The following is a 26030-nucleotide window of genomic DNA, read 5'->3' on the forward strand; positions in this document are numbered from 1 at the left end:
GGGGCCCGCGCATGCGCCGCCCCCTCCGCGAGCAGAGATTACTTCTCCGGCTGGATGACCGAAAGGCCTTTCAGGACGTCCAGCGCATAGGCGAGCTGGAGATCCTGCGAGCGCAGCTTCGCGGTCGCCTCCACGCGGGCGCGCTCCTCGTCGAACTGCTTGCGCTCCTCCTCGGTCATCGCGCTGGCGAGCGAACCGCGCAGGTCGGCTTCCGAGCGGCCCGGGACGGGCTTGTCTTCCTCGGAACTCGGCATGGTGCGCTCCTCCACCAGGATGTCGGGCTCGATGCCCAGCGCCTGGATGGAGCGGCCCGAGGGCGTGTAGTAGCGCGCCGTGGTGAGGCGGATGGCCCCCTCGCCCTGCAGCGCCATGATGGTCTGCACCGAGCCCTTGCCGAAGCTCTTCGCGCCGATGAGGATGGCGCGGCGGTGATCCTGCAGCGCGCCGGCCACGATCTCGGAGGCCGAGGCGGAGCCGCCGTTGATCAGCACCACCAGCGGCTTGCCGCCGGTGAGATCGCCTTCGGTTGCGTTGTAGCGGTCGCCCGACTGCGGGTCGCGACCGCGGGTGGAGACGATCTCGCCCTTGTCGAGGAAGGCGTCGGACACCGCGACGGCCTGGTTCAGGAGCCCGCCGGGGTTGTTGCGCAGGTCGAGCACGAAGCCGGAGACATTGTCCAGGCCGCCGGCCTTCTCCACCTGCTCCTTGATGCCCTCGGCCATCTGGTCATAGGTCTGCTCGTTGAAGGTGGTCACGCGCAGCACCACCACGTTGCCCTCCAGCCTCGCGCGGGAGGCGCGGATCTTGATCGTGTCGCGCACCAGGGTGACCTCGAACGGGTCGTCCACGCCCTCGCGCACCACGGTGATCTTCACCTCGGAGCCCACGGGGCCGCGCATCTGGTCCACCGCGTCGGTGAGGTTCATGCCCAGCACGGATTCGCCGTTGAGGTGGGTGATGTAGTCTCCCGGCTGCAGGCCTGCCTCGGAGGCGGGCGTGTCGTCGATGGGCGAGACCACCTTCACGAAGCCGTTCTCCATCGTCACCTCGATGCCGAGGCCGCCGAATTCGCCCTTGGTCTGCACCTGCATGTCGTCGAAATCCTGCGGCGGCAGGTAGGAGGAATGCGGGTCCAGCGAGGTGAGCATGCCGCTGATCGCGGCCTCGATGAGTTCCTTGTCGCTCGCTTCCTCGACATAGGAGGAGCGCACCCTCTCGAAAATGTCGCCGAACAGGTCCAGATACTCGTAGGTGCTCTTCTGGTCGGTGTTCTCCTGGGCAACCACCGGAACCACGAACTGCGTGGTGACGACGGCTCCCGCCAGCGCGCCACCGATGGCGGCAAAGGCGAACTTCTTCATTGTGATCCTTCCTGTTCCGGTGCGAGACCAAACCACGTCGTGGGGTCCACGGGCTCACCGTCGATCCTGAGTTCCATATAAAGGGTTTCGGAGCGAATCTCGCGGTTTCCTGCCGTGCCGTCGATCAAAAATTCTTCAGCATCCGGTTGCAAGCCCCCGAGCGTGCCCACCGGCTCGCCCTTTTCGAGCACCTCGCCCACCCGGCGGTCGATGCTGCCCAGCCCCGCGAGGATGAGCAGGTAGCCCTCCTGCGGCTCCAGGATCGCGATCTCGCCGTAGTCCAGAAACTCCCCCGCATAGCGCAGCGTGGCCCGCCAGGGCGTGGTGACGATGGCATGCGCGGGGGCCTGGAGGATGATGCCGGGGCGGGCGAGGCCGGAGGCGTCCTTCTGCCCGAAGCCGCGCAGCAGCTTGCCGGCGACCGGCAGGTGCAGCGCGCCTTTGGCCGTCTCGAAATGGCTGTCCTCCAGGCCGCCACCCGGCGCGTCCTTCAGCGTCTCGGCGAAATCGCGCAGCGAGATGGCGCCGGAGCGCAGCGCGTCGATCTCGCCCGGGTCCGCCGCCGGGCCGGGCGTGCGCTCGGACAGCGCCTCGGCCAGCGCGGCGCGGGCGTTCTGCACCCCGGCCAGCCCGGCGCGCAGGCTGGCGCGGGCCTTGTCCTGGCTCTCGCGCAGGGCTTCCATCTCCGCGAGGATGGTCTGGAGCTGGATGAGCTCGGATTCCAGCGCCGGCGAGATGTCGGCCATCAGGTGCGCCGCCCGCGCGGCGCCCAGCGGCCCGGAGGGGTGGAGCAGCTGCACCGGCGTGGGCGAGCGCTCGACGATCTGCAGCAGCCCGAGGATGTTCGACAGCTCGTCGCTCCGGCTGTCGATGCGCGCCTGCAGCTCGGAGATGCGCCCGGACAGCGCGCGCATCCCGTCGCGCACCGCCGCGAGCCCGGCCTCATAGGCCTGCACCGCCTGACCATAGGCGGCCAGCCGGTTCTGCGAATCGCCGGCGGCGGCCAGGTTGGCGGCAGCCGCCGTCACCTTGTCCGCGGCGCGGCCGGCCTGGGAGATCGGGTCCTCGAGCGCCGCCGCCCCGCCCGCCCCGGCCAGGAGCACCGCCGCGCCGAGCGCGAGGGCGCGCGCCGCCCTCATGACGCGATCAGGCTTTCCCCGGTCATCTCCTCCGGCTGCGGCAGGCCCATGAGGGCGAGCAGCGTGGGGGCGAGATCGCCGAGCTTGCCGCCGGAGCGCAGCGTCGCGCCCTCCGGCCCGCCGATCAGCACCACCGGCACCGGGTTCAGCGTGTGGGCGGTGTGGGGGCCGCCGGTCTCCGGGTCCACCATCACCTCGCAATTGCCGTGGTCGGCGGTGAGCAGCATGGCGCCGCCCACCTCCTCCAGCGCCTCCAGCGCCTGGCCCACGCCCTTGTCCACCGCCTCGCAGGCGCGGATCGCGGCACCGAGATCGCCGGTGTGGCCCACCATGTCGGGGTTGGCGAAATTCACCACGATCAGGTCGTGCTTCTGGCCGCGGATGGCGCCGGCAAGCTGGTCGGCCACTTCGGCCGCCGACATCTCGGGCGCGAGGTCATAGGTCTTCACCTTCGGGCTGGGGGCCATGTAGCGGTCCTCCCCCCGGGCCGGGGTTTCCACCCCGCCGTTGAGGAAGAAGGTGACATGCGGGTATTTCTCCGTCTCCGCGAGGCGGAACTGGGTCTTGTCATGGCGCTCGCACCAGGCGCCCAGGGTGTTCACGATCTCGATGGAGGGGAACATCGCCGGCATGAACGGGTTCAGCGCGTCGGAATATTCCACCATGCCGCAAGTGGCGGCGAAGGCGGGCACCCGGCTGCGCGCGAAGCCGTCGAACGCGGGGTCCAGCAGCGCGGTGAGGATCTCGCGCGCCCGGTCGGCACGGAAGTTGATGAACACCAGCCCGTCGCCGTCCTGCATGCCGGAGTAGCCGGGGAGGATGCTGGGCTCGATGAACTCGTCGGTCTCGCCGCGGGCATACCCGGCCTCGATGGCCTCCGCCGCGCTGGCGACCGCATGGCCGGTGCCCGCGACCATGCCCTCATAGGCGGCCTGCACCCGGTCCCAGCGCTTGTCGCGGTCCATGGCGAAGAAGCGACCGCAGAGCGTGGCGATGGCCGGGCCCTCCAGCGCGGCCTCCAGCGTGGCGATCTGCCCGCCGGCGCTCTTCGGCGCCACGTCGCGGCCGTCGAGGAACGCATGCACGGCCACCGGCACCCCGGCGGCGGCGATCACGTTGGCAAGCCGCGCCATGTGGCGCTGGTGGGCGTGCACCCCGCCGGGCGAGGCGAGGCCGGCCACATGCGCGGTGCCCCCGGTCTCCTTCAGCCTGGCGATGAGCGCCTGCAGGGCGGCGATGTCGTCGAAGGCGTCATCGTCGATGGCCTTGTCGATGCGCGGCAGGTCCATCCACACGATGCGCCCGGCGCCGATGTTGGTGTGACCGACCTCGGAATTGCCCATCTGCCCCTCGGGCAGCCCGACGGCGGGCCCATGCGCGGTGAGGGTGCTGTTCGGGCACCCGGCCATCACCCGGTCGAAGTTCGGGGTGTCGGCAAGGGCCACGGCATTCGCCTCACGCGAGGGGCTCAGCCCCCAGCCGTCAAGGATGCAGAGAACGACGGGTTTCGGCACGGTCATGAAAACGCCTTTCCGGAAGTGAGAGGGTCTGCGCCAGTCCTAGACCTCCCTCCCGGCGGGGGCAAGACACGCCCGCGGCAAGGAAGCCTCCGGCGGCGCGGAAGGCCCGCGTGGAGGGGCCGCCACCTGCATCGCAGCCTTTCGGGTGGCGCCCCCCGGGGCGCCGGGGCACCTCGCGTGAGGCGGAGGCGTGCCGCACGACGGAGCCGCCTCCGCGCATCGGAGCCGCCCCGCACGGTGGAGCCGCTTCGCTCACTGGAGCCGCGCCGCACGGTGCAGCCGCTCCGCTCGATGGAGCCGCTTCGCACGGTGGAGCCGCTTCGCGGAAACAGTGCTGCGCGATCGGGTGGTGCATCGAAGGCCTGCGGAATGCGCCGGAAGCCGGCGGGGGAGACTGCAGCGCGGAGTGCGGGAGGGCGGCGTCGCCCTGCCGCTCAGGCGCGGTGGTAGGGCGCCCCGGCGAGGATGGAGGCCGCGCGGTAAAGCTGTTCGGCCACCATCACCCGCACCAGCATGTGCGGCCAGACCATCTTGCCGAAGGAGAGCGCGAAGCCGGCTTCCGCGCGCAACTCCGGGTCGAGCCCGTCGGCGCCGCCGATCATCAGGCACAGGTCGCGCGTGCCATCGTCGCGCAGCGTCGCGAGACGCCCGGCGAAATCGGGGGAATCGAGGGTGCGGCCACGCTCGTCCAGCACCCAGAGGGCGGCGCCCTGCGGCACTGCCGCGCGCAGAAGCTGCGCTTCGGCCGCCATGCCGCCGCCCTTGCGGTCCTCCACCTCGGCCACCCGCGTCGGGCCGAGGCCCAGCGGCCGGCCGCTGCGGTCGAACCGGGTGAGATATTCGGACACGAGGTCGGCTTCCGGGCCGGCCCGCAGGCGCCCGACGGCGGCGAGGGTTATGCGCATGCGGTCAGGCGGAGGCGCCGACCCGCGCGCTGTCACCCTGCGGCATCCACATCTTCTCGAGCTGGTAGAAGTCCCGCACTTCGGGGCGGAAGACATGGACGATCACGTCGCCCGCGTCGATCAGCACCCAGTCCGCGGTTTCCATGCCCTCGGCGCGCAGCGACTCGCCGCTGGTCTGTTTCACCCGGTCCATCAGCTTCTCGGCCATGGCCGCGACCTGACGGGTGGACCGCCCGGTGGCGATGACCATGTAGTCGGCAACGGACGATTTCCCGCGCAGGTCCACCTGCACGATGTCTTCGGCCTTGTCGTCATCGAGCGAGGACAGAATCAGGGCAAGCATCTCGTCGCTTCCCAATGCACTGGCCTTCATGGCTGGGGCCCTTGCAACTGCGGGTTCTGCGCCCGCATCAACACGTTCGGACAGAACGGTATCCTCCTGGTAGCGCGCCGCCATGTCGCCCCGGCGCCGGACGCAGCTATAATGTAGTGGAAATCCCCGCCCCTCTCAACCCGTGCCCCCCGCCACGGGCCGTTGCGGAGGATTCCGGGCAACACTCCGGCGCGGTGACGGGCGGAATCCGCACCGGATGGCGCGGATTCCGGGCTTCCGGCCACGTTCGGGAAACAATCCGTCACCCTGCCGGCACTGGACCCGCCCTGCCCCGGGGGCCATCTTTGCGGGGAAACCCGGCGCAAGCCCCCCGGCGCGCCGCGAAGGGAGACCACCGATGTCCATCCGCCCCGTCCGCGCCTCCACCATCTCGAAACCCACCCGGGAGGGCGCCGGCGTCCACCTGCACCGCGCCTTCAGCTATGGCGACTTCGAGGGCGTGGACCCGTTCCTGATGCTCGACGATTTCCGCAACGACCGCCGCGGCACCTATGAGAAGGGCTTCCCCTGGCATCCGCATCGCGGCATCGAGACCATCACCTACGTGCTGGCCGGCGAGGTCGACCATGCCGACAGCCTGGGCAACAAGGGCATGCTGAAGGCCGGCGACGTGCAGTGGATGACCGCCGGGCGCGGGATCATGCATCAGGAGATGCCGCGCGGGAACGCGGCCGGCCAGATGCACGGGTTCCAGCTCTGGGCCAACCTGCCGCGCCGCCTGAAGATGACCGACCCGCGCTATCAGGACGTGCCCTCCGCCGAGATCCCGGTTCTGACCGACGATGACGGCACCGTGGTGCGGGTGGTCTGCGGCAAGTACAAGGGCATCGGCGGCCCGGTCGACGGCATCGCCGCCGAGCCGCGCTACTTCGACATTTCCGTGCCGCCGGGCAAGCGCAAGACCTTCAAGGTGGAGGTGGAGCGCCACGCCTTCGCCTATATCTTCGCCGGCTGGGGCAGTTTCCGCGACACCTCCGCGCCCTTCGGCGTGCTGACCGAGAAGGAAACCCCGGACGGCCGCGAGGTCCACGTGCGCGAAACCTCGGGCAACCGCTCGCTGGTGGTGTTCGACCGGGGCGACGAGGTTGTGGTTCAGGCCGGCGACAAGGGCATCCGCTTCCTGCTGGTCTCCGGCAAGCCGATCAAGGAGCCGGTGGCCTGGTACGGCCCCATCGTGATGAACACCGAGGCGGAGCTGCGCCAGGCGGTGAAGGAACTGCAGACGGGCAAGTTCATCCGGTGAGAGACCGCGGCGGCCGACTCCGTCGGCCGTCCTCCGGACGGAAGCACCTCGGGCGAGCTACCCCTTGCGCAATGCAGACTTGATTGCTCTGGAGGCGGTGTGGATCGTGCTCAGCACACCGCCGGGGGCCTTCTGGTTCAACCGGACTTCGATATCTTCCCAGGGGATGTGTCTCCGAAGGGCGGCGCACTGACTTGCGTTCCTCTTCGGAGCCGCCAGAACGGCATCGAATGCAGCCGACAGTTTCTGCTGTTCGACCTGGAGCGCTTCAGCCAGCCAGAACAACATGGGCGCGCATTGAATGTGGTTGTAGACGTACCGGGCATCACGCGACATGTCGGGAGTGCGGCCATAGGCGCCTGGGCCGTCATATTCGGCCAACCACCCCAACCAATGTTCCTTCTGATGCCTGTACCAGGCTTTGCCGTATCCGGCTCCCTCTCTCAGCGCGGCCGCAAGCTCCTGGTGCTGTGGCGTACCGGGATCAAGCTTCCCGACGCGTCGGCGTAGCTCCTTGGGTGTCATGGAATTCACCTGAACGTCTCTGTCCTGCGCCTGTCCGCAAAGCAGCGCAGACCTTCGCGTTCAGGTCAAGGGACCGCCTGTTCTGCATCCGGAATCGCTCCCTTTCTACGCAGGGTGAGCTCAGAAGCAGCTTCTCGCTGCCCACATGCGGCCTTGCGCCTGCGCACCTGCCGACTATAACCACCCCAATTTGCAGACGGGTACGAATCCAACCGCTTCCGCGCTCCCCGGCGCAGGGGGCCCAGCAGCACGAGAGCCGGAATGCCGAAAAGAACCGATATCTCCTCCATCATGATCATCGGCGCCGGACCCATCGTGATCGGTCAGGCCTGCGAGTTCGACTATTCCGGCGCCCAGGCCTGCAAGGCGCTGAAGGAGGAAGGCTACCGGGTCATCCTCGTGAACTCCAACCCCGCCACCATCATGACCGACCCGGGCATGGCCGATGCCACCTATGTGGAGCCCATCACCCCCGAGGTCGTCGCCAAGATCATCGAGAAGGAACGCCCCGACGCGATCCTGCCGACCATGGGCGGCCAGACCGGGCTCAACACCGCCCTGGCGCTGGCCGACATGGGCGTGCTCGACAAGTTCGGCGTCGAGCTGATCGGCGCCAAGCGCGAGGCCATCGAGATGGCCGAGGACCGCAAGCTCTTCCGCGAGGCGATGGACCGCATCGGCCTGGAGAACCCCAAGGCCACCATCGCCAACACCATCCAGGAATGCCTCGACGCGCTGGAGCATGTCGGCCTGCCGGCCATCATCCGCCCGGCCTACACCCTGGGCGGCACCGGCGGCGGCGTGGCCTATAACCGCGAGGATTACGAGGCCATCTGCCGCTCGGGCCTCGATGCCTCCCCGGTGAGCCAGATCCTGATCGACGAGAGCCTGCTGGGCTGGAAGGAATTCGAGATGGAGGTGGTCCGCGACACCGCGGACAACTGCATCATCATCTGCGCCATCGAGAACATTGACCCGATGGGCGTGCACACGGGCGATTCCATCACCGTCGCCCCGGCCCTCACGCTCACCGACAAGGAATACCAGATGATGCGCAACGCCTCGATCGCGGTGCTGCGCGAGATCGGGGTGGAGACCGGCGGCTCGAACGTGCAGTTCGCGGTCCAGCCCTCCACCGGGCGCATGGTGGTGATCGAGATGAACCCGCGCGTCTCGCGCTCCTCGGCGCTGGCCTCCAAGGCCACGGGCTTCCCCATCGCCAAGGTCGCCGCGAAGCTCGCCGTGGGCTATACGCTCGACGAGCTGGACAACGACATCACCAAGGTGACGCCCGCCTCCTTCGAGCCCACCATCGACTATGTCGTCACCAAGATCCCGCGCTTTGCCTTCGAGAAGTTCCCCGGCGCCAAGGCCGAGCTCACCACCGCCATGAAGTCGGTCGGCGAGGCGATGGCCATCGGCCGCACCTTCCACGAAAGCGTGCAGAAGGCGCTCGCCTCGATGGAAACCGGCCTGTCGGGCTTCGACGAGGTGATCATCCCGGGGGATGACCGCCGCGCCGCGATGATCTCCGCACTCACCCGCGCCACGCCGGACCGGATGCGCATCATCGCCCAGGCGATGCGCGAGGGCCTGTCGGATGACGACATCCACGCCACCACCTCCTACGACCCCTGGTTCCTGGCCCGCATCCGCGAGATCGTCGAGGAGGAGGCCCGCATCCGCGAGACCGGCCTGCCCACCGAGGCCGCGGGCATGCGCGCGCTCAAGATGATGGGCTTCACCGATGCCCGGCTCGGCATGCTCACCGGCATGGAGGAGGACGCCGTGCGCCACGCCCGCCACGCGCTCGACGTGGTCGCGGTGTTCAAGCGCATCGACACCTGCGCGGCCGAGTTCGAGGCCCAGACCCCCTACATGTATTCCACCTATGAAGCCGATGCGATGGGCGAGGTGGAATGCGAGGCCCGGCCCTCGGACGCGAGGAAGGTCGTCATCCTGGGCGGCGGGCCGAACCGGATCGGCCAGGGCATCGAGTTCGACTACTGCTGCTGCCACGCCTGTTTCGCCCTCACCGGGCAGGGCTACGAGACCATCATGGTCAACTGCAACCCCGAGACCGTCTCGACCGACTACGACACCTCGGACCGGCTCTACTTCGAGCCGCTCACGATCGAATCGGTGATGGAGATCCTGCGGGTCGAGATGTCGAACGGCACGCTGCACGGGGTGATCGTGCAGTTCGGCGGCCAGACGCCGCTGAAGCTGGCCCGCGCGCTGGAGGCCGAGGGCATCCCGATCCTGGGCACCACGCCCGACGCGATCGACCTTGCGGAGGACCGCGAGCGCTTCCAGCAGCTGCTGAACCGGCTCGGCCTGAAGCAGCCGCGCAACGGCATCGCCCATTCCGCCGAAGAGGCCTTCACCATCGCGCATGAGGTCGGCTACCCGGTGGTGATCCGCCCCTCCTACGTGCTGGGCGGCCGGGCGATGGAGATCGTGCGCGAGGATGCCCAGCTCGAGCGCTACATCCGCGAGGCGGTGGTCGTCTCCGGCAAGTCTCCGGTGCTGATCGACAGCTACCTCTCCGGCGCGGTGGAGGTGGACGTGGACGCGCTGTGCGACGGCACCGACGTGCATGTGGCCGGCGTGATGGAGCATATCGAGGAGGCCGGCGTGCATTCGGGCGACAGCGCCTGCTCGCTGCCGCCCTACTCGCTCGACGCCGAGACCATCGCCGAGCTGAAGCGCCAGACCCGCGCCATGGCGCTGGGGCTGGAGGTGGTCGGGCTGATGAACGTGCAGTTCGCCATCAAGGACGGGGTGATCTACGTGCTGGAGGTGAACCCCCGCGCCTCGCGCACCGTGCCCTTCGTGGCCAAGGCCGTGGGCTCGCCCATCGCCTCCATCGCCGCACGGCTGATGGCGGGCGAGAAGCTCTCCGCCTTCGAGCTGAAGGCGCCGGAAACCCGCCACGTGGCGGTGAAGGAAGCCGTGCTGCCCTTCGCCCGCTTCCCGGGCGTCGACACGCTGCTCGGGCCCGAGATGCGCTCCACCGGCGAGGTGATGGGCATCGACACCAACTTCTCGCGCGCCTTCCTCAAGAGCCAGATGGGCGCGGGCGTGAAGCTGCCGGCCGGCGGCACCGTGTTCATCTCGATCAAGGACGCGGACAAGGGCGAGATGATCCTCGACGCCGCGCGCACCCTCGCGGACATGGGCTTCACCCTGCTCGCCACCGGCGGCACCGCGAAGTTCCTCGCCGCGGACGGCATCGCGGCGGAGCGGATCAACAAGGTCTACGAAGGCCGGCCGAACATCGTGGACCGGATGAAGGACGGCGGCGTGGCGCTGGTGTTCAACACCACCGACGGCACCCAGTCCATCAATGACAGCAAGGACATCCGCTCCATCGCGCTTTACTCGCGCATCCCCTACTACACCACCGCCGCCGGCGCGCGCGCGGCGGCCCGCGCCATCCGCAACGAGCGCGAGGGCGGCATCGAGGTGCTCTCGCTGCAGGAATACGCCCGGCTCTGATCCTGCCCCCAACCCGTGAGGCTTTCGTTAACCCCTCCCCGGCCACACTGGCCGGGAACAGGCGGGGAGGCCGGGGAATGGGGTTCATCAGGGGCGGTGGCAGCACCGTGGGCAGACGCATGGCAAGTATTCTCGGGGGGGTGGGCTCTCCCCCGGCGGGCAGCGGGTCGGTGCCTGCCGCGGTTGAGGGCCCGGATGCGCCGGCGGAGCCCCCGGGCCTCGCGGAGGAACCTCCGGCCACCGGCTGCGGGTCTCCCCCCGGCGGGATATCCGCGCTGACCTGCGAACGGTGCACGGAGCGGGAGGCTGCCACCTTCCCCCTCAGGCTCAACATGGCCTTCCAGCCCATCTTCGACCTCTCCACCGGCAGCATCTTCGCCCAGGAAGCGCTGGTGCGCGGCCCGGCCTTCGAGCCCCCTTCCGAGGTGTTCGCGGAGGTGACGGAGGAGAACCGCTACAACTTCGACCAGCTCTGCCGCACCCGCGCCATCGAATGCGCGGCGGAGCTGGGGCTTGACGGGGCGCTGTCGATCAACTTCCTGCCCAACGCCGTCTACGAGCCGGCGCATTGCATCCGGCGCACCCTCTGGGCGGCCGACAAGGCGGATTTCCCGCCGGAAAACCTGATCTTCGAGTTCACCGAGGGCGAGCAGATCCGCTCCACCGACCACCTGCTGGCCATCGTCTCGGAGTACCGGCGGCACGGCTTCCGCATCGCCATCGACGATTTCGGCGCCGGATTCGCCGGGCTCGGCCTGCTGGCGGACCTGCAGCCCGACATCCTCAAGCTCGACATGCACCTGATCCGCGGGATCGAGAGCAGCCCTGCCCGGCGCAGCATCGTCCGCGCCACCCTGCGCATCTGCAGCGATCTCGGCATCCTGGCGGTGGCCGAGGGGATCGAAACCCCCGAGGAACTGGACGAGGTGGCGGACCTCGGCGTCCACCTGGTACAGGGCTACCTCATCGCCCGCCCCAGCACCGGCCGGCTGGTTCAGGCGCATGAGATCTCCGCCGGCATCACCGAAATGATGCGCCTGATCGGCTGACCGCCGCGCCGGCATGCCGGGCGGGCCCCACGGCAGTCCGTCGCCGCAAGGGAGGCGCGCGGCCCGGCGCGACGGGCCACGGAGGCACGGCCCAGCCCCTTCCCGGTTCCAACCAGACCTCCGATTGCGGGCTGCGGGCACGCGCGCGGCCATGCGGCAGCAGCCGATGTGCATCCGCTGTCGGCCCGGCGGCAGGCGGGGGTGGTGTGCGGCGCTGCAAGTGCGATCGCGAAAGGGTCCCCCATGCATCCGGCCGCTTGCGCTTTTCGCGGCTTTGGGCAATCAGCAGCACATGGCAAAGCTCTATTTCAACTACTCCTCGATGAACGCGGGAAAGTCTGCCGTGCTGCTGCAGGCCTCGCACAACTACCGTGAGCGGGGCATGACGACCCTGCTGCTCACCGCAGCGCTCGACGACCGCGCCGGGGCGGGGCGCATCGCCTCGCGCATCGGCATCGCGGCCGAGGCGGAAACCTTCGCGCCGGGCGACGACCTCTTCGCCCGCGCCGCCGCCCGCAAGGGCATCGCCTGCGTGCTGGTCGACGAGGCGCAGTTCCTCACCGAGGTGCAGGTCTGGCAGCTCGCGCGGGTGGCGGATGATCTCGGCGTGCCGGTGATGTGCTACGGGTTGCGCACGGATTTCCGCGCGCAGCTCTTCCCCGGCTCCGCGGCCCTGCTGGCCCTGGCCGATTCGCTGCGCGAGGTGCGCACCATCTGCCATTGCGGCCGCAAGGCCACGATGGTGGTGCGCCGCGACGCCGCCGGGCGGGCCATGGCCGACGGGGCGCAGGTGCAGATCGGCGGCAATGACAGCTACGAACCGCTGTGCCGCCGCCACTGGCGGGCCGCCGTGGCGGAGGCCCGGACCGGCGCGGCGCCCGGGCCCGGCTGAGCCCTTGCCCCCGCACCGGGCATCCGCTATAGGGCGGCTTTCCGTTTCCTGCCGGGCGACGGGGCTTCGGGCATGACGCTCCACCCCGCTCAGTCTGGCGAGCACAGGACCAGTGGCCATGAGAAAAGACCTGCACCCCGCCTATCACTTCATCGACGTGAAGATGACCGACGGCACCATCGTGAAGATGCGCTCCACCTGGGGCTCCGAGGGCGACACTCTCACCCTCGACATCGACCCGAGCGTGCACCCGGCCTGGACCGGCGGCAACACCAAGCTGATGGATACCGGCGGGCGCGTCTCGAAGTTCAAGAGCAAGTACGCCGGCCTCGAGCTCTGAGCCATTCGGCCTTGCCGACACTGCCCGAAGGCCCGCGCCCCCGCGCGGGCCTTTGCGCGTTCCGCCCCGCGCGCAGCGGTGCAGGGGCGCATTCCGGCCGGCCCGCGCCGCGGCGCCGGGGCCCGGATGCGCGGCCTCAGTAACTGCGCCGCATGACCAGCGCGTCCACCCTCTGCGCGCCGCGGCCGTAGTAGCCGTAGCGCCGGCCCACCAGCGCCCAGCCGGCACGCAGGTAGAGCGCGCGGGCAGGCGCGTTGGCTTCGGAGACCTCGAGGAAGGCCTCCTCGGCCCTGTCGGCCAGGGCGCGGGCGTCGAAGGCCGTCAGCAGGCGCAGGGCCAGCCCCTGCCGCCGCCGCTCCGGCACCACGGCGAGGGTGATCAGCTCGGCCTCGCCGCCCGCCACCCGGCCGAGCGCGAAGCCCCCCGGCACGCTCACCTGCCAGGCCCCGAGTGACAGCACATCGGCGAATTCCGCAGCGCTCCACGGGCGCGGGTGCGCGTCGAAACACTGCGCGTGCAGGAGCGCCATCGCCTCGGGGGTCATGGGAGGGCTGTCCGTCCGGGTCACGGCGCGCACCGCGCATCGGGCGCCGGGCGCGGGTCACGAAGCGCGGTCACGGCAGGATCACCGGCGGCTGCTCGGAGGGCAGCGCGGCATCAGCGGCGCGCAGGTAGAGCGGCGCCGGGCGCGGCCCGGGCGTGGCAAGGCGGCTCAGCGCGATCCGGGCCAGCGCCACTGGATCGGGCGCATCGCCCTGCCCCGCCGCACGCGCGCCCAGCCGGGCGGCGAGCGGCTCCGCCTCCGCGCCCACGATCGTGAGCCCGTCCGGCCAGGTTTCGGCGGCAAGCGTGTCGGCATCGGTCATCCGGGGCGCTTCGGCCGCGCCGGCGCCGAAGAGCTGCGCGTAGAACCGGCCCTGCCGCGCGTCGACCAGTGCGAGCACCGGCCCGTCATGGCCCGCGGCCAGCGCCTCCAGCCGGCTCACGCCGATGGCCGGCCGGCCCAGCGACAGCGCCAGCCCGCGCGCGGTGGCCACGGAGATCCGCACCCCGGTGAAGTTTCCGGGCCCGGTGCACACGCCGATGCCGGCCAGGTCCGCCCAGCGGGCACCGCCCTCGGCCAGCACCTCCTCCAGCAGCGGCACCAGGCGCTCGGCCTGGCCGCGGGCCATGGGCTCGGTGCGGCTGGCCGCCACACGCTCACCGCAAAGCAAAGCGGCCGCGCAATGCGCGGCCGATGTGTCGAAGGCCAGAAGCAGTGGTTCAGGCGGCAACGGGCCGCACCTCGGTCACTTCCGGGATGTAGTGGCGCAGCAGGTTCTCGATGCCCATTTTCAGGGTCATGGTCGAGGACGGGCAGCCGGCGCAGGCGCCCTGCATGTGCAGGTAGACCACGCCGCGCTCGAAGCCGTGGAAGGTGATGTCGCCACCGTCCTGCGCCACGGCCGGGCGCACGCGGGTGTCGAGCAGTTCCTTGATCTGGCTGACGATCGCGCCGTCCGGCCCGTCATGCTCGGCATGGCCGGAGGCGGAGTTGTCGCCCTCGATCGCGGGCGCGCCGGACTGGAAGTGCTCCATGATCGCGCCGAGGATGGCCGGCTTGATATGGGCCCAGTCCACGAGGTCGGACTTGGTGACGGTGACGAAATCCTGGCCGAGGAACACTCCGGACACGCCTTCGACATCGAAGATGCGCCGGGCAAGCGGCGAGGTGGCCGCTGCGTCCGAGCTGGGGAAATCGGCCGTGCCGGCCTGCATGACGGTCTCGCCGGGCAGGAACTTCAGCGTGGCCGGGTTCGGGGTGGATTCGGTCTGGATGAACATGAGTCGAGCCTCCGGTTTCGAGCCGTAATGTGAGCCTTCGGAGGCCGGAAATCAAGAATGATTCCAAACTGGCGAAATCTGTCCGGGCCGCGGCCCCGCCGCAACCGCCGGCCGGAGGGGGCTCAGGCCACGAGGCGGAAGGCCTCCGGGTAATGCACCCGGCCGTGTTCGCGCCCCGTGAGCACGCCCTCGGGGTCGAACGCCATGAAGGCCCGGCCCGCCCAGGGGAAGGGCGAGATCAGCGGCCTCGTCGCCTCCCAGGAGAAGCCGAAGCGCGAATACCACTCCGGCGCGCCCAGCACGAGCACCGGGCCCGCGGCCGCCGCCAGACCGGCGCGCACCAGCGCCGCGCCGACGCCCCGGCGCTGGTGATCCGGCGAGACGGAGACCGGGGCCAGCGCCTGCGCCGCAAGCTCCGCCTCGGCGAAGACCAGCCGCAGCGGGCTGAACATCACGTGGCCGCAGAGCGTGCCCGTGTCCGTCTCGGCCACCAGCGCCTGCGAGACCTCGCCGCTGCCGCGCAGGGCCGCGACCAGCGCCGCCTCCCCCGGTCGCCCGAACGCCGCCGCGACAAGGGCCGCCACGGCGGCGGTGTCGCGGGGCTCTTCGGGGCGGATCCGGGGGGTCATGTCAGCGGCTCCTCACCATTCCGACGATCTCGTAGGTCTTCGCGAGGATCGGCTCCGCGATCTCCGCAGCCTGGTCGGCGCCGCGCCCGAGGATCCGGTCGATCTCGGCCACGTCGCCCATCAGCTCGCGCATCTTCGCCGAGATCGGGGAAATGGAGGCGACGGTGAGATCCGCCAGCGCCGGCTTGAACTCGGAGAACGCCTTTCCGCCATGCTCGGCCAGCACCGCCTCGGGGCTGAGGCCGGAGAGCGCGGCGTAGATGTTCACCAGGTTGCGGGCCTCGGCGCGGCCCTCCAGACCGTCCATCTCCGAGGGCAGCGGCTCGGGGTCCGTCCGGGCCTTGCGTATCTTCTGGGAGATGGCGTCGGCATCGTCGGTGAGGTTGATGCGGCTCATGTCCGAGGGGTCGGATTTCGACATCTTCTTGGTGCCGTCGCGCAGCGACATCACCCGCGTGGCGGTGCCCTCGATCACCGGCTCGGGCATGGGGAAGAAATCCGGCACGCCGTAATCGTTGTTGAACTTGGCGGCGATGTCGCGGGTGAGCTCGACATGCTGCTTCTGGTCCTCGCCCACCGGCACGTGGGTGGCGTGGTAGAGCAGGATGTCGGCGGCCATCAGGTTCGGGTAGACGTAGAGCCCGGTGGAGACGCGCTCGCGGTCCTTGCCGGCCTTGTCCTTGAACTGGGTCATGCGGTTGAGCCAGCCGAGGCGGGCGACGCAGTTGAAGATCCAGGCGAGCTGCGCGTGCTGGGGCACCTGGGACTGGTTGAACAGGATGGAGCGCGCGGGGTCGAGCCCGCAGGCAAGGAAGGCGGCGGCCAGTTCGCGCGTGGCGCGGCGCAGCTGTTCGGGGTCCTGCCAGACGGTGATCGCGTGGAGGTCGACGACGCAGTAGATCGTCTGCCAGTCCTGGTCCTGCATCTCGACGAAGCGCTTCACCGCGCCGAGGTAATTGCCGAGGGTGAGGTTTCCGGTGGGCTGGACACCGGAGAAGATACGCCGCGTGTGGACCGCTTGCGTCATGTCGGGACACTCCTGAGATCAGTTGGAGCGCGGTTATCGCGCGCGGAGGGTCGGCTGGTCAACCGTTCGCGCGGCGGAACCGCCCTCCCGGGGAGAGGCGCCGGACGTCTGGCCCCGGCGGAGAGGGGCGACCCCGCCTGCGGCCCGACGCGGCGCGAGCATCCCCTGCCCCGGCGCGGCCTGACGATCTTGTGCCCCCGCCCGCGCGTCGGCCACCTTGTGCCCGGGCGCGAAGCGACTACGTTGCCACCCCATGAGCATTGACCCCGACAGCCCCCCGCCGCGCCGCCCGCTGCCGCCGCGCCCCGCCTCCGGACGCCCCGCCGTCGGCCCCGGCTCCGTGCCCGGGCCCATCTGGCTGCTGGTGGGGATCTGCGCGGCCATAGAACTGGCGCTCACCGCCGCCGACAACGGGCTGATCGGCGCGCCGGACTGGCGGCAATGGGCGGTGGCCTACGGCGGGTTCCACACGCCGCTGATCAGCGGCAGCTGGGCGCCGCTGTTCGAGGGGCAGCGCTGGACGATGTTCCTCACCCATGCCTTCCTGCACGGCGACCTGATGCACATGGTGATGAACATGGTCGTGGTCCTCGCGCTCGGGAAGCTGCTCTCGGGCATCATCGGGCCGTGGCGCACGGTGGCGACCTTCCTGGTCACCGCGGTGGGCGGCGGGGCGGTCTTCGCGCTGCTCAACACCTCCGGCGCGCCGATGGTGGGCGCCTCCGGAGCCGCCTTCGGCTTCATCGGGGTGTGGAAATACGCCGAGTGGTACGGCCGCCGGCAGGCCGGCGCGCCCCTGCAGCCGCTGCTGGCATCGCTGGGCGCGCTGGTGATCGCCAACGTGGCGATCTGGTTCTACCTCGAGGGGCTGCTGGCCTGGGAGGCGCATCTGGGCGGCTTCGTCACCGGCTGGGCCATGGGCTGGATGTGGCGCATCACCGCCCCCGACGCAGGGCGCCCCGCAGCTCCGCCCGCGTGACGGCCCCGGTGAGCGCGCAGGCCGCCGCGTAGGCGCCCATGCCTGCCAGCACCAGCCCGGCCAGCGCGGGGTAGCGCAGCGCAGGGTCCGCCAGTGCCGGGCCCAGCGCCCCGGCCAGCCCCAGCAGCACCGCGGCCATCACCAGCGCCGCGAGCAGCAGCCGCGGCAGGCGCCGCCGCAGCGTGGCATCCGGCGTGGCGGCGTCGCCATAGGCGCGCGCGCCGTTCCACAGCAGGGCCATGTTCACCCAGCCCGCCGCCGTGGTGGCCACCGCGGCGGAGAGGTAGCCGATGACCGGCGCCAGCCCGATGGCCACCGCCGCGTTCACCGCCATGGCCACCAGCGCGAAGCGGAACGGGGCGCGGGTGTCCTCCCGGGCGAAGAACACCGGCGAGAGCACCTTCTGCATCACGAAGGCGGGCAGCCCGGCACCGTAGATCGCCACGGCCAGCGCGGTGGCGCGCGCGTCGGCGGCCGTGAAGGCGCCGCGCTCGAACAGCACCGAGACGATGGCGGAGGGCACCACCATCAGCGCCAGCGCCGCCGGCAGGGTGAGCGCGAGGGAGAACGCGGTGGAGCGGTTCACCGCCTCGCGGGCCTGGACCATGTCACCGGCCTGCAGCCGGCGCGACAGTTCGGGCAGCAGCACGATGCCGATCGCCACCCCCACCACGCCCAGCGGCAGCTGGTAGAGCCGGTCCGCGTAGTAGAGCCAGGCCACCGCGCCGTCGAAGAACGAGGCCACCTGCCGGCCCACCAGCAGGTTCACCTGCACCACACCGCCAGCCAGCGCCGCGGGCACCGCCACGCGCGCCAGGCGCCGCATCTGCGGCGTGAGGCGTGGCAGGCGGGGGCGCAGCGCAAAGCCCGCCCGGCGTGCGCAGGCCAGCAGCATCCCCATCTGCGCCACCCCCGCCAGCAGCACCAGCCAGGTGATCCAGTCCTGCGCCGCCGCGCCCAGGGCCGTGGCCAGGCCGAGGCCGGCGACGAGGATCACGTTCAGCAGCACCGGCGCGGCCGCCGCGGCCACGAAGCGGCCCACCGCGTTCAGCATGCCCGAGAACAGCGCCGCCAGCGAGATCAGCAGGATGTAGGGAAACATGATCCGCGCCATGTCCACGGTGAGGGCGTATTTCGCCGGCGCGTCGCCGAAGCCGCCGGCCATGGCCAGCACCAGCCAGGGCATGCCGGCCGTCGCCGCCAGCGTCAGCAGCACCAGCAGCGTGGCGAGCAACGCCATCGCCTCCTCGGCGAAGCCGTTCGCGTCCTCCCCCGCCTCCACCCGGCGGGCGAACATCGGCACGAAGGCCATGTTGAACGCGCCCTCGGCGAAGAAGCGCCGGAACATGTTGGGCAGCGCGAAGGCGATGACGAAGGCCTGGGCCGCCGGCCCCGCCCCCAGCGCCGCGGCAATGGCGATGTCGCGCACGAAGCCCAGCAGGCGGCTGGCCATGGTCCAGCCCCCCACCGTGAGAAAGGCGCGGACCAGCCGGATCGGCCGTGGCGTCATGCAGAGCTTCCGTTGCCTTCGATCGCGGCGCGCAGGCGCGCTTCGATGCTGCGGCGCTTCGGCTCGGAGTGGAGCTTCAGGCCGAAAAGGTCCTTCACGTAGAACACGTCCACCGCCTGTTCGCCGTAGGTGGCCACCACCGCGGAGGCGATGGAGATGCCCAGGCCCGACAGGATCCGCGTGAGGTCGTAGAGCAGGCCCGGGCGGTCCCGCGCGCTCACCTCGATGATGGTGTAGATCTCCGAGCCGTCATTGTCGAAGATCACCTGCGTGGGCACGGTGAAGTCCTTCACGCGGCGCTTCACCTTGTCCTTCACCTTGAATTCCTCGCCGGCGATCACCTCGCCCTTGAGCGTGCGCTCCACCGAGCGGCGCAAGCGGTCCAGCCGGGATTTCTCGTAGGGCTTGCCCTGGTTGTCCTGCACCCAGAAGGCGGAGGTGACATAGCCGTCCGTGGTGGTGAAGCAGCGCGCGTCCACCACGTTCGCCCCGGCGAGCGCCAGCGCACCGGCGATGCGCGAGAAGATGCCCGGGTGGTCCTCCATGTAGAAGGCCACCTTGGTCGCGTCGCGCTCCGGGTCGGGGATGACCTGGGAGTAGATCTCGTCGGGCAGGATGTCCTCGTCCATCAGCGCGAAGAGAAGCTGTGTCTCGGTGTCGAAGCCCAGCCAGTAGGAGGGATAGTGGCGCTCCAGCTCCTCCTCCACCGCTTCCGGGCCGGTGTGCTTCGAGTACTCGGCCACCAGCGCGGCCTTGGCCTCGGCCACCCGGTCCCGCCGGCTCAGCGGGTCGGCGTCACCGGTGATGTAGGCGCGGGTGGCGTCGTAGAGCTGGCGCAGCAGCTGGCCCTTCCAGTTGTTCCAGGTGCCCGGCCCCACCGCCATGATGTCGCACACGGTGAGCACGTAGAGCTTGCGCAGCCGCTCCGGCGTCTGGACGATGCGGGCGAAGTCCTGCACCGTCCGCGGGTCCGAGATGTCGCGCCGCTGGGCGACGTCGGACATCAGCAGGTGGTGGCGCACCAGCCATTCCACCGATTCCGTGGTGACCGCGTCGCAGCCCAGCCGCGGGCAGACCACCCGGGCGATCGCGGCGCCCACTTCGGAATGGTCTCCCGGGCGGCCCTTGCCGATGTCGTGCAGCAGCAGGGCGAGGTAGATCACCTCGCGCTCCAGCCCCTGGCGCATGATGTCCGAGGCCAGCGGCACCTCCACCTTCATCTCGCCGCGCTCGATGCGCGACAGGAAGGACACCGCCTGGATGGTGTGTTCGTCCACCGTGTAGTGGTGGTACATGTTGAACTGCATCAGCGCCACGATATGCCCGAACTCGGGCATGAAGGCGCCCAGCGCCCCGGTCTCGTTCAGCCGGCGCAGGGCGCGTTCAGGGTTGTTGGTGTTCAGCAGCAGGTCGAGGAAGATCTCGTTGGCCTCCGGCGTCTCGCGCAGGGTCTCGATGCCGTCGAGATTGTTGGCGAGCGCGCGGAAGGCGGCCGGGTGGATCAGCATGCCCACGTTGAGCGACACCTGGAAGATGCGCAGCATCAGGATGGGTTCCGCGGCGATGTCGATGCCCTCGGCGAAGTCCACCCGCCCGTCGCGCTCGCGGAATTCCTCCGGCAGCACGTTGCGCCCGAAGCCGAAGGCGCGGCGCAGGCGCGGGCCCAGCGGCGGGCGGCTCTTCACGTGCTGGGCCTCGAGCATGGCGCAGAAGATGCGGGTGAGCTCGCCCACCTGCAGCGCGTGGGTGAAGTAGACCTGCATGAAGTTCTCGACCGCCCGGCGGCCCAGCGTGTCGGTGAAGCCCAGGCGCTCGGCAATCTCCACCTGCATGTCGAAGGTGAGCTGCTCCACCGCGCGGCCCGAGATCAGGTGCAGGTGGCAGCGCACGGTCCACAGGAAGCCCTCGGCCTCGTTGAAGGTGGCCACCTCGTCCTCGGCGAAGACGCCCTTCTCCACCAGTTCCTCCGGCGTGTCGGCGTGGTAGAGGTATTTCGCGATCCAGTAGAGGGTCTGCAGGTCGCGCAGGCCGCCCTTGCCCTCCTTCACGTTGGGCTCCACCAGGTAGCGCGAGCCGCCCTGGCGGCGGTGGCGCTCACCGCGCTCGCCGAGCTTGGCCTCCACGAAGTCCGGCCCGGTGCGGCTGAAGAGTTCCTTCCACAGCCGGTCGTCCAGCGTGTCGGCAAGCGTGCGGTCGCCCATCAGGAAGCGCTGTTCGAGCAGCGCGGTGCGGATGGTGATGTCCTCGCGCCCCAGCCGCAGGCAATCGTCGACCGTGCGCACGGAATGGCCGATCTTCAGCTTCAGGTCCCACAGGATGTAGAGCACGCTCTCGATCACGCTCTCGCCCCAGGGGGTCTGCTTGTAGGGGGTGAGGAACAGCAGGTCGACGTCGGAGAAGGGCGCCATCTCGGCGCGGCCGTAGCCGCCCACCGCCAGCACCGCCATGCGTTCGCAGGCGGTGGGGTTGGGCAGCGGATGCAGGCGTTCCTGCACGGTGGAGATGGTGAGGGAGACGATGCGGTCCGCCACCCAGGCGTAGGAGCTGGCGGCCTCGGGCCCGGCGAAGGGCCGGGCCTCCAGCGCGGCGGCGATGGCCGCGTGCGCCTCCTCCTTCGCCGCGCGCAGGAGCGCCACGCAGGCGGAGCGCGCTTCCGCCGCGCCGGGGGTGCCCGCCGCGGCCTCGATGGCCCGCGCGAGGGCCGGCATGTCGATGATCTCCCCCGCGGGGAGGATCAGCGGCAGTCCGTCCGCCGCGTGGTCAGCTTCCGAAGGCACCGAAGCTGCGCGGCGCCGGGTCGATAACGCGGAATCCATTCTCATCCACCTCCATCACAGCGAGAGCGCGGTCGATCATCCCGTCGCTCCTGAGGCGGAATACGCCCGTCACTCCGATGAACCCGTTCGGATCGGTGATCTTCTCGGCCGAGAAGGCGTTCGGGTCCTGCGCCGCGCGGGCATCGCGGATCAGCGTGCCGACGGCGGCGATGCCGTCATAGGCGAGGCTGGTCACCGGGCTCGGCGGCGCACCGTAGAGTGACTGATAACGTGTTGCGAAGGTGTTGAACAGGTCCGGATCCGGCGCCACGAACCAGCCGCCCTTCAGCGAGGCCTCCCGCGCGGTGGAGGGGGAGTTCCACTGGCCCAGGCCGACGAATTTCGTCTCCTGCGGGTTCACCCCGTAGAAGGCGAGGAAGGCGGCGAGCGAGGCGAGCCCCTGTCCGCCGTCCGGCAACACCAGCGTGTCCGCCGTCATGCCCCCGGCGAAGACCTTCGCCTGGTCCTGGATGCCGCGGAAGCTGCGCGGGTAGGAGGAAGACTGCACGAGCTGCAGGTTGTGCCGGCCGGCCGCGGCGCGCACCGCGGTGGCCGCTGCCTGCCCGGTGGGGGTGTCGGGGCTGAAGACGGAGACGGAGCGGCGCCCGGTGCTGCTCACGTAGGAGAGCATGCGGTCGGCCTCGGTGTCCGCGGTCTGGCCGAGCAGCCAGACATTGCCGCCCGCCACCGAGGGCGTGGTGGAGAAGGTGAGCACCTTCAGCCCGGCGCGTGCCGCCACCGGCCCGACCGCCTGCGCGGAGGCGCCGAACAGCGGGCCCACGATGACACTTGCGCCCTCCGACACCGCGCGCTCCGCGGCGGAGCGGGCGCGGGTGGCGTCACCCCCGGTCTCGTAGACGCGCAGGTCGATGGGCGTGCCGGAGAGGTCGGCCTTCGCCATCTGCGCCGCGTTCACCAGCCCTTGGCCGATGGCATTGCGCTCCGGGTCGGCGGAGCCGGTGGGCACCAGCAGCGCGACCGTCACCGGGCCGGACATCGGGATCGCGCCCTCGCCCGCCGCGACGGCGGGGCCGTAGCCGCCCCCCGGAGCCGCGGTGCTGCGCGTCGCCGGGCGCTGGGACCCGCAGGCCGCCACACCCGCCACGAGCAACGCGCACAGTCCGGGTTTCACGAAACGGGCGATCTGGCCCCTGAGGTTCGTCATGTTTTCTCTCTTCTGCTCTGTCCGCGCGCAAGGGTTTGTGTGAAAAGCGGAAGACAAACTAGGGCGAAGCCCACCGCAAGACAACGACAGGACTGAAAGATGACTGCTTCCGAAGGCTCCCCGCCTCCCGCCACCCGCTTTCCGGGGCCGGACGGCGGCCGGCTGCCGCCGGGCCTCTACCTCGTTGCCACTCCGATCGGCACCGCCGACGACATCACGCTGCGCGCCCTCGACATCCTCGCCCGCGCCGACCTGCTCGCCGCCGAGGACACGCGCCGCGCCCGCCACCTGATGGACATCCACGGCATCCCCCTCGCCGGGCGCCGAGTGATCCCCTACCATGACCACAACGGCCCCGAGCAGCGCCCGCACATCATGGCCCGGCTCGCGGAGGGCGCGTCCGTCGCCTATGTCTCCGACGCGGGCACGCCGCTGATCGCCGACCCGGGTTACCGGCTGGCCGGGGACGCGATCGCCGCCGGCCACGAGGTGATCGCGGCGCCGGGCGCCTCCGCGGTGCTCGTGGCACTCACCCTCGCCGGGCTGCCGACGGACCGGTTCCTCTTCGGCGGCTTCCCCCCGGTGAAGGAGGCGGCCCGCATCCGCTTCCTCACCGAATTCGCCCGGGTGCCCGCCACGCTGGTGTTCTACGAATCCCCGCGCCGGAGCGCGGCGACCCTCGCGGCGATGGCGGATGTCTTCGGCGCCGACCGCCCCGCCGCCTTCTGCCGCGAGCTCACGAAGAAATTCGAGGAGGTGCGCCGCGCCCCGCTCGGGGACCTCGCCGCCGCGATCGCCGAAGGCCCGGACCCGCGCGGCGAGGTGGTGCTGGTGGTGGGCCCGCCCCTGCCCCGCCCCACCGGACCGGAGGAGCTCGATGCCGCCCTGCGCGAGGCGCTCGAGGACATGTCGGTGAAGGATGCCGCGCGCAGCGTGGCCGAGGCGACCGGGCTGCCGCGCCGCGATGTCTACGCCCGCGCCCTCGCGCTCTCGGGAAAATAGCCGCGTCGGGGCGGCCGGTTACGAATGCTTAGCGAATTCCGCCCAGGCTGTGCTTCGGGCCCATCCGTCGGCGCCCGCGCGGCCCCGTGGAGGACCCGATGCTCGACATGCTGACCCCTGACGCGCGCGGCGCATGCCCCGGATACGGGGAGGAGCGGGGTGCTCCGGCAGGCCGGCCCGTGCCGCGGGCCGTGCCGGCGGGAGCCGCCTGTCGGGAGGCCGCACGCCGGCGCGGCACCGCCGGGCGCGAAGCCGGGATCGCTGCCGAGGAGATTGCCGAGCGCCTCTACGCGCGTCGGCACGCCCGGGTGCTGGCACGCCGCTGGACCTGCCGGGAAGGCGAACTGGACCTCGTCTGCCGGGACGGCGCCGAACTGGTGTTCGTGGAAGTCCGCCAGCGCCGCAGCCGCGGGGAGGCCGGAGCCTCGGTGTCTCGGGCGAAATGGCGGAGGTTGGAGCGCGCGGCGTTTCGTTATATGATCTCGGAAAATATCGGCATCGACACCTTCATGCGCTTCGACCTCGTCCTCGTGGACCGGGCGGGGGGAGCGGAAATCGTCGAGAATGCCGGGCAGGACAACGAGCAGTAACGAGTGACAGATGCGCAACATCCTGATCCTGGCCGCAGGCCTGGGGCTGAGCGGCTGCACGGCAAATCCGGTCGCATCCGTGATGCTGCCCACGCTCGGCGTGACCTCGCTGCAGAAGCGTGACACGGTCGACGCGCTGCTCGACACCCAGACGCAGGTGCGGATCAATGTCTCGCTCCTCGGGGTGAGCGAGCCGATGTTCACGGCGCTGTCCACGGAGGTCTACGAGGGCCAGGTGCTGGTGACCGGCACGCTGCCCACGCCTGAGGACCGTGCGGAGGCGATCCGCATCATCTGGACGGTGCCGACGGTGCGCAAGGTGATCGATGCCATCGAGGTCGGCGCGGGCGAGGACCCGGGCGCCTATCTCGACGACATGCGCATCACCGCGGAGCTGCGCGGGCGCCTGCTCACCGACGGCGAGGTGCGTTCGCTCAATTTCAACATTGAAACCGTGCGCGGGACCGTCCATCTGATGGGGCTGGCACAGGACGACCGCGAGCTGGAGCGCGTGGTCTACCATGCCGCCCGCGTGCCGGGGGTGGTACGCGTGGTCAGCCATGTCTATCTCTACGACGATCCGCTGCGGCGGCGCGCGGGAGAACCGGGCTCGTCCTGAGACCGGCAGAGGGGAGTAACTTGCACATGGGCCTGAAGGTCGCCATGCAGATGGACCCGATCGGGCCCATCGACATCAACGCGGACAGCACGTTCCGCATCATGCTCGAGGCGCAGGCCCGCGGGCATGAGCTGTTCTACTACACGCCCGACCGCCTGCAGTGGCGCGAGGGCCGGGTGCTGGCCACCGGCTGGCCCGTGGAGGTGCGCCGCGAGAAGGGCAACCACTACACCCTGGGCGAACAGGTCACCGTCGACCTCGCGCAGTGGGACGTGGTCTGGCTGCGCCAGGACCCGCCCTTCGACATGGCCTACATCACCAACACCCACCTGCTGGACTTCCTCAAGCCCACGACGCTGGTGGTCAACGACCCGTTCTGGGTGCGCAACTTCCCCGAGAAGCTGCTGGTGCTCACCTTCCCCGAGCTCACCCCGCCCACCTGCATCGCCCGCGATCTCGGCGCCCTGCGCGCCTTCCGCGAGGAGCATGGCGACATCATCCTCAAGCCGCTCTACGGCAACGGCGGCGCCGGCATCTTCAAGCTCGGGCGGGACGACCGCAACCTCGCCTCGCTGCACGAGCTGTTCTCCGGCTTCTCGCGCGAGCCGCTGATCGCGCAGAAATACCTGCCTGACGTGGCCAAGGGCGACAAGCGGGTGATTCTCGTCGATGGCGAGGTGATCGGTGCGATCAACCGCGTGCCGCAGCCGGGCGAGACCCGCTCGAACATGCATGTCGGCGGCCGGGCCGAGAAGGTCGCCGTCACGGAGCGCGACCGTGAGATCGGCGCCGCCATCGGGCCGCTCCTGAAGGAGAAGGGCCAGATCTTCGTGGGCATCGACGTCATCGGCGGCATGCTCACCGAGATCAACGTCACCTCCCCCACCGGCATCCAGGAGCTGGAGCGGTTCGACGGCATCAACGCCGCCGCGGCGATGTGGGAAGCGATCGAGGCCCGCCGGGCCTGACCGCACCCCGGGCCCCGGGCGCGGGCCCTGCC

Annotated in this window: 24 protein-coding genes; 10 read left to right on the forward strand and 14 right to left on the reverse strand. The window is 70.3% G+C overall.

Going from position 1 to position 26030, the window contains the following annotated elements; translation table 11 throughout:
* Positions 1 to 38: 38 nt before the first annotated feature.
* The 5 genes from FDP22_RS17840 to rsfS form a co-directional block, all read right to left on the reverse strand.
* Positions 39 to 1361, reverse strand: a complete 1323-nt coding sequence (locus FDP22_RS17840) for a S41 family peptidase (RefSeq protein WP_138575881.1) — start codon at positions 1359 to 1361, stop codon at positions 39 to 41.
* Positions 1358 to 2500 (reverse strand): murein hydrolase activator EnvC family protein, encoded by a 1143-nt coding sequence (locus FDP22_RS17845; RefSeq protein WP_138575880.1) that lies wholly within the window; start codon positions 2498 to 2500, stop codon positions 1358 to 1360. Before FDP22_RS17845 ends, FDP22_RS17840 begins: the two co-directional genes overlap by 4 nt.
* Complete coding sequence (gene gpmI / locus FDP22_RS17850) at positions 2497 to 4020, reverse strand: 2,3-bisphosphoglycerate-independent phosphoglycerate mutase (RefSeq protein ID WP_138575879.1); 1524 nt, start codon at positions 4018 to 4020, stop codon at positions 2497 to 2499. Before gpmI ends, FDP22_RS17845 begins: the two co-directional genes overlap by 4 nt.
* A gap of 434 nt (positions 4021 to 4454) precedes the next feature.
* Complete coding sequence (gene rlmH, locus FDP22_RS17855) at positions 4455 to 4925, reverse strand: 23S rRNA (pseudouridine(1915)-N(3))-methyltransferase RlmH (protein ID WP_138575878.1); 471 nt, start codon at positions 4923 to 4925, stop codon at positions 4455 to 4457.
* Between the two features lie 4 nt (positions 4926 to 4929).
* Positions 4930 to 5298, reverse strand: a complete 369-nt coding sequence (gene rsfS, locus FDP22_RS17860) for a ribosome silencing factor (protein ID WP_138575877.1) — start codon at positions 5296 to 5298, stop codon at positions 4930 to 4932.
* 358 nt (positions 5299 to 5656) lie between these two features.
* Between rsfS and FDP22_RS17865 the strand changes: the two genes are divergently transcribed.
* Positions 5657 to 6562 carry a pirin family protein gene (locus tag FDP22_RS17865; protein WP_138575876.1) on the forward strand — a complete coding sequence of 302 codons (906 nt, stop codon included), beginning with the start codon at positions 5657 to 5659 and terminating at the stop codon, positions 6560 to 6562.
* Positions 6563 to 6619: 57 nt separating this feature from the next.
* Here the strand turns inward: FDP22_RS17865 and FDP22_RS17870 are convergent, their stop codons facing one another.
* Positions 6620 to 7087: a hypothetical protein gene (locus tag FDP22_RS17870; RefSeq protein ID WP_205910816.1), complete on the reverse strand. Its 468-nt coding sequence runs from the start codon at positions 7085 to 7087 to the stop codon at positions 6620 to 6622.
* Between the two features lie 261 nt (positions 7088 to 7348).
* Between FDP22_RS17870 and carB the strand changes: the two genes are divergently transcribed.
* From carB to rpmE, 4 genes are all read left to right on the forward strand, one after another.
* Positions 7349 to 10588 (forward strand): carbamoyl-phosphate synthase large subunit, encoded by a 3240-nt coding sequence (gene carB, locus FDP22_RS17875; protein ID WP_138575875.1) that lies wholly within the window; start codon positions 7349 to 7351, stop codon positions 10586 to 10588.
* 332 nt (positions 10589 to 10920) lie between these two features.
* On the forward strand, positions 10921 to 11637 hold the full coding sequence (locus FDP22_RS17880) for an EAL domain-containing protein (protein WP_138575874.1): 717 nt from the start codon (positions 10921 to 10923) through the stop codon (positions 11635 to 11637).
* Between the two features lie 292 nt (positions 11638 to 11929).
* Complete coding sequence (locus FDP22_RS17885) at positions 11930 to 12529, forward strand: thymidine kinase (protein ID WP_138575873.1); 600 nt, start codon at positions 11930 to 11932, stop codon at positions 12527 to 12529.
* 118 nt (positions 12530 to 12647) lie between these two features.
* Positions 12648 to 12869 (forward strand): 50S ribosomal protein L31, encoded by a 222-nt coding sequence (gene rpmE, locus FDP22_RS17890; protein ID WP_138575872.1) that lies wholly within the window; start codon positions 12648 to 12650, stop codon positions 12867 to 12869.
* A gap of 136 nt (positions 12870 to 13005) precedes the next feature.
* Here rpmE and FDP22_RS17895 read toward each other — a convergent pair whose 3' ends face one another.
* The 5 genes from FDP22_RS17895 to trpS form a co-directional block, all read right to left on the reverse strand.
* A complete protein-coding gene (locus FDP22_RS17895) occupies positions 13006 to 13413 on the reverse strand; it encodes a GNAT family N-acetyltransferase (RefSeq protein WP_138575871.1) in 408 nt (135 codons plus the stop codon).
* Between the two features lie 70 nt (positions 13414 to 13483).
* Positions 13484 to 14143, reverse strand: coding sequence for a tRNA (adenosine(37)-N6)-threonylcarbamoyltransferase complex dimerization subunit type 1 TsaB (tsaB, locus tag FDP22_RS17900; RefSeq protein ID WP_138575870.1), 660 nt, complete (start codon positions 14141 to 14143; stop codon positions 13484 to 13486).
* Positions 14133 to 14693 carry a NifU family protein gene (locus FDP22_RS17905; RefSeq protein WP_138575869.1) on the reverse strand — a complete coding sequence of 187 codons (561 nt, stop codon included), beginning with the start codon at positions 14691 to 14693 and terminating at the stop codon, positions 14133 to 14135. The genes tsaB and FDP22_RS17905 overlap by 11 nt, the downstream gene beginning before the upstream one ends.
* 122 nt (positions 14694 to 14815) lie before the next feature.
* Positions 14816 to 15322, reverse strand: coding sequence for a GNAT family N-acetyltransferase (locus FDP22_RS17910; protein WP_138575868.1), 507 nt, complete (start codon positions 15320 to 15322; stop codon positions 14816 to 14818).
* A gap of 1 nt (position 15323) precedes the next feature.
* Positions 15324 to 16349 carry a tryptophan--tRNA ligase gene (gene trpS, locus FDP22_RS17915; RefSeq protein ID WP_138575867.1) on the reverse strand — a complete coding sequence of 342 codons (1026 nt, stop codon included), beginning with the start codon at positions 16347 to 16349 and terminating at the stop codon, positions 15324 to 15326.
* Positions 16350 to 16602: 253 nt separating this feature from the next.
* Here trpS and FDP22_RS17920 point away from each other — a divergent pair, with 253 nt between their 5' ends.
* The gene (locus FDP22_RS17920) at positions 16603 to 17328 is read left to right on the forward strand and encodes a rhomboid family intramembrane serine protease (RefSeq protein ID WP_138575866.1); all 726 of its coding nucleotides are present in this window, start codon (positions 16603 to 16605) and stop codon (positions 17326 to 17328) included.
* Here the strand turns inward: FDP22_RS17920 and murJ are convergent.
* From murJ to FDP22_RS17935, 3 genes are read right to left on the reverse strand one after another with little or no spacing between them, the layout of a single operon-like run.
* Entirely contained in the window at positions 17285 to 18838 is a 1554-nt protein-coding gene (murJ, locus tag FDP22_RS17925) for a murein biosynthesis integral membrane protein MurJ (RefSeq protein ID WP_138575865.1), read from the reverse strand. The genes FDP22_RS17920 and murJ overlap by 44 nt on opposite strands.
* Complete coding sequence (locus FDP22_RS17930; protein WP_430225499.1) at positions 18835 to 21660, reverse strand: [protein-PII] uridylyltransferase; 2826 nt, start codon at positions 21658 to 21660, stop codon at positions 18835 to 18837. The genes murJ and FDP22_RS17930 overlap by 4 nt, the downstream gene beginning before the upstream one ends.
* Entirely contained in the window at positions 21599 to 22819 is a 1221-nt protein-coding gene (locus tag FDP22_RS17935) for a penicillin-binding protein activator (protein ID WP_138575863.1), read from the reverse strand. The genes FDP22_RS17930 and FDP22_RS17935 overlap by 62 nt, the downstream gene beginning before the upstream one ends.
* A gap of 99 nt (positions 22820 to 22918) precedes the next feature.
* On the opposite strand from FDP22_RS17935, the gene rsmI reads away from it, so the two are divergent.
* The 4 genes from rsmI to gshB all read left to right on the forward strand — a co-directional run bounded on the left by rsmI (position 22919) and on the right by gshB (position 25998).
* Complete coding sequence (rsmI, locus tag FDP22_RS17940) at positions 22919 to 23821, forward strand: 16S rRNA (cytidine(1402)-2'-O)-methyltransferase (protein WP_138575862.1); 903 nt, start codon at positions 22919 to 22921, stop codon at positions 23819 to 23821.
* Between the two features lie 98 nt (positions 23822 to 23919).
* Positions 23920 to 24411: a YraN family protein gene (locus tag FDP22_RS17945; RefSeq protein WP_138575861.1), complete on the forward strand. Its 492-nt coding sequence runs from the start codon at positions 23920 to 23922 to the stop codon at positions 24409 to 24411.
* A gap of 10 nt (positions 24412 to 24421) precedes the next feature.
* On the forward strand, positions 24422 to 25030 hold the full coding sequence (locus FDP22_RS17950; protein ID WP_138575860.1) for a BON domain-containing protein: 609 nt from the start codon (positions 24422 to 24424) through the stop codon (positions 25028 to 25030).
* 26 nt (positions 25031 to 25056) lie between these two features.
* Positions 25057 to 25998 (forward strand): glutathione synthase, encoded by a 942-nt coding sequence (gshB, locus tag FDP22_RS17955; RefSeq protein ID WP_138575859.1) that lies wholly within the window; start codon positions 25057 to 25059, stop codon positions 25996 to 25998.
* The last annotated feature ends 32 nt before the right edge of the window (positions 25999 to 26030 follow it).

Source organism: Paroceanicella profunda, assembly GCF_005887635.2.
Taxonomy (GTDB): Bacteria; Pseudomonadota; Alphaproteobacteria; order Rhodobacterales; family Rhodobacteraceae; genus Paroceanicella; species Paroceanicella profunda.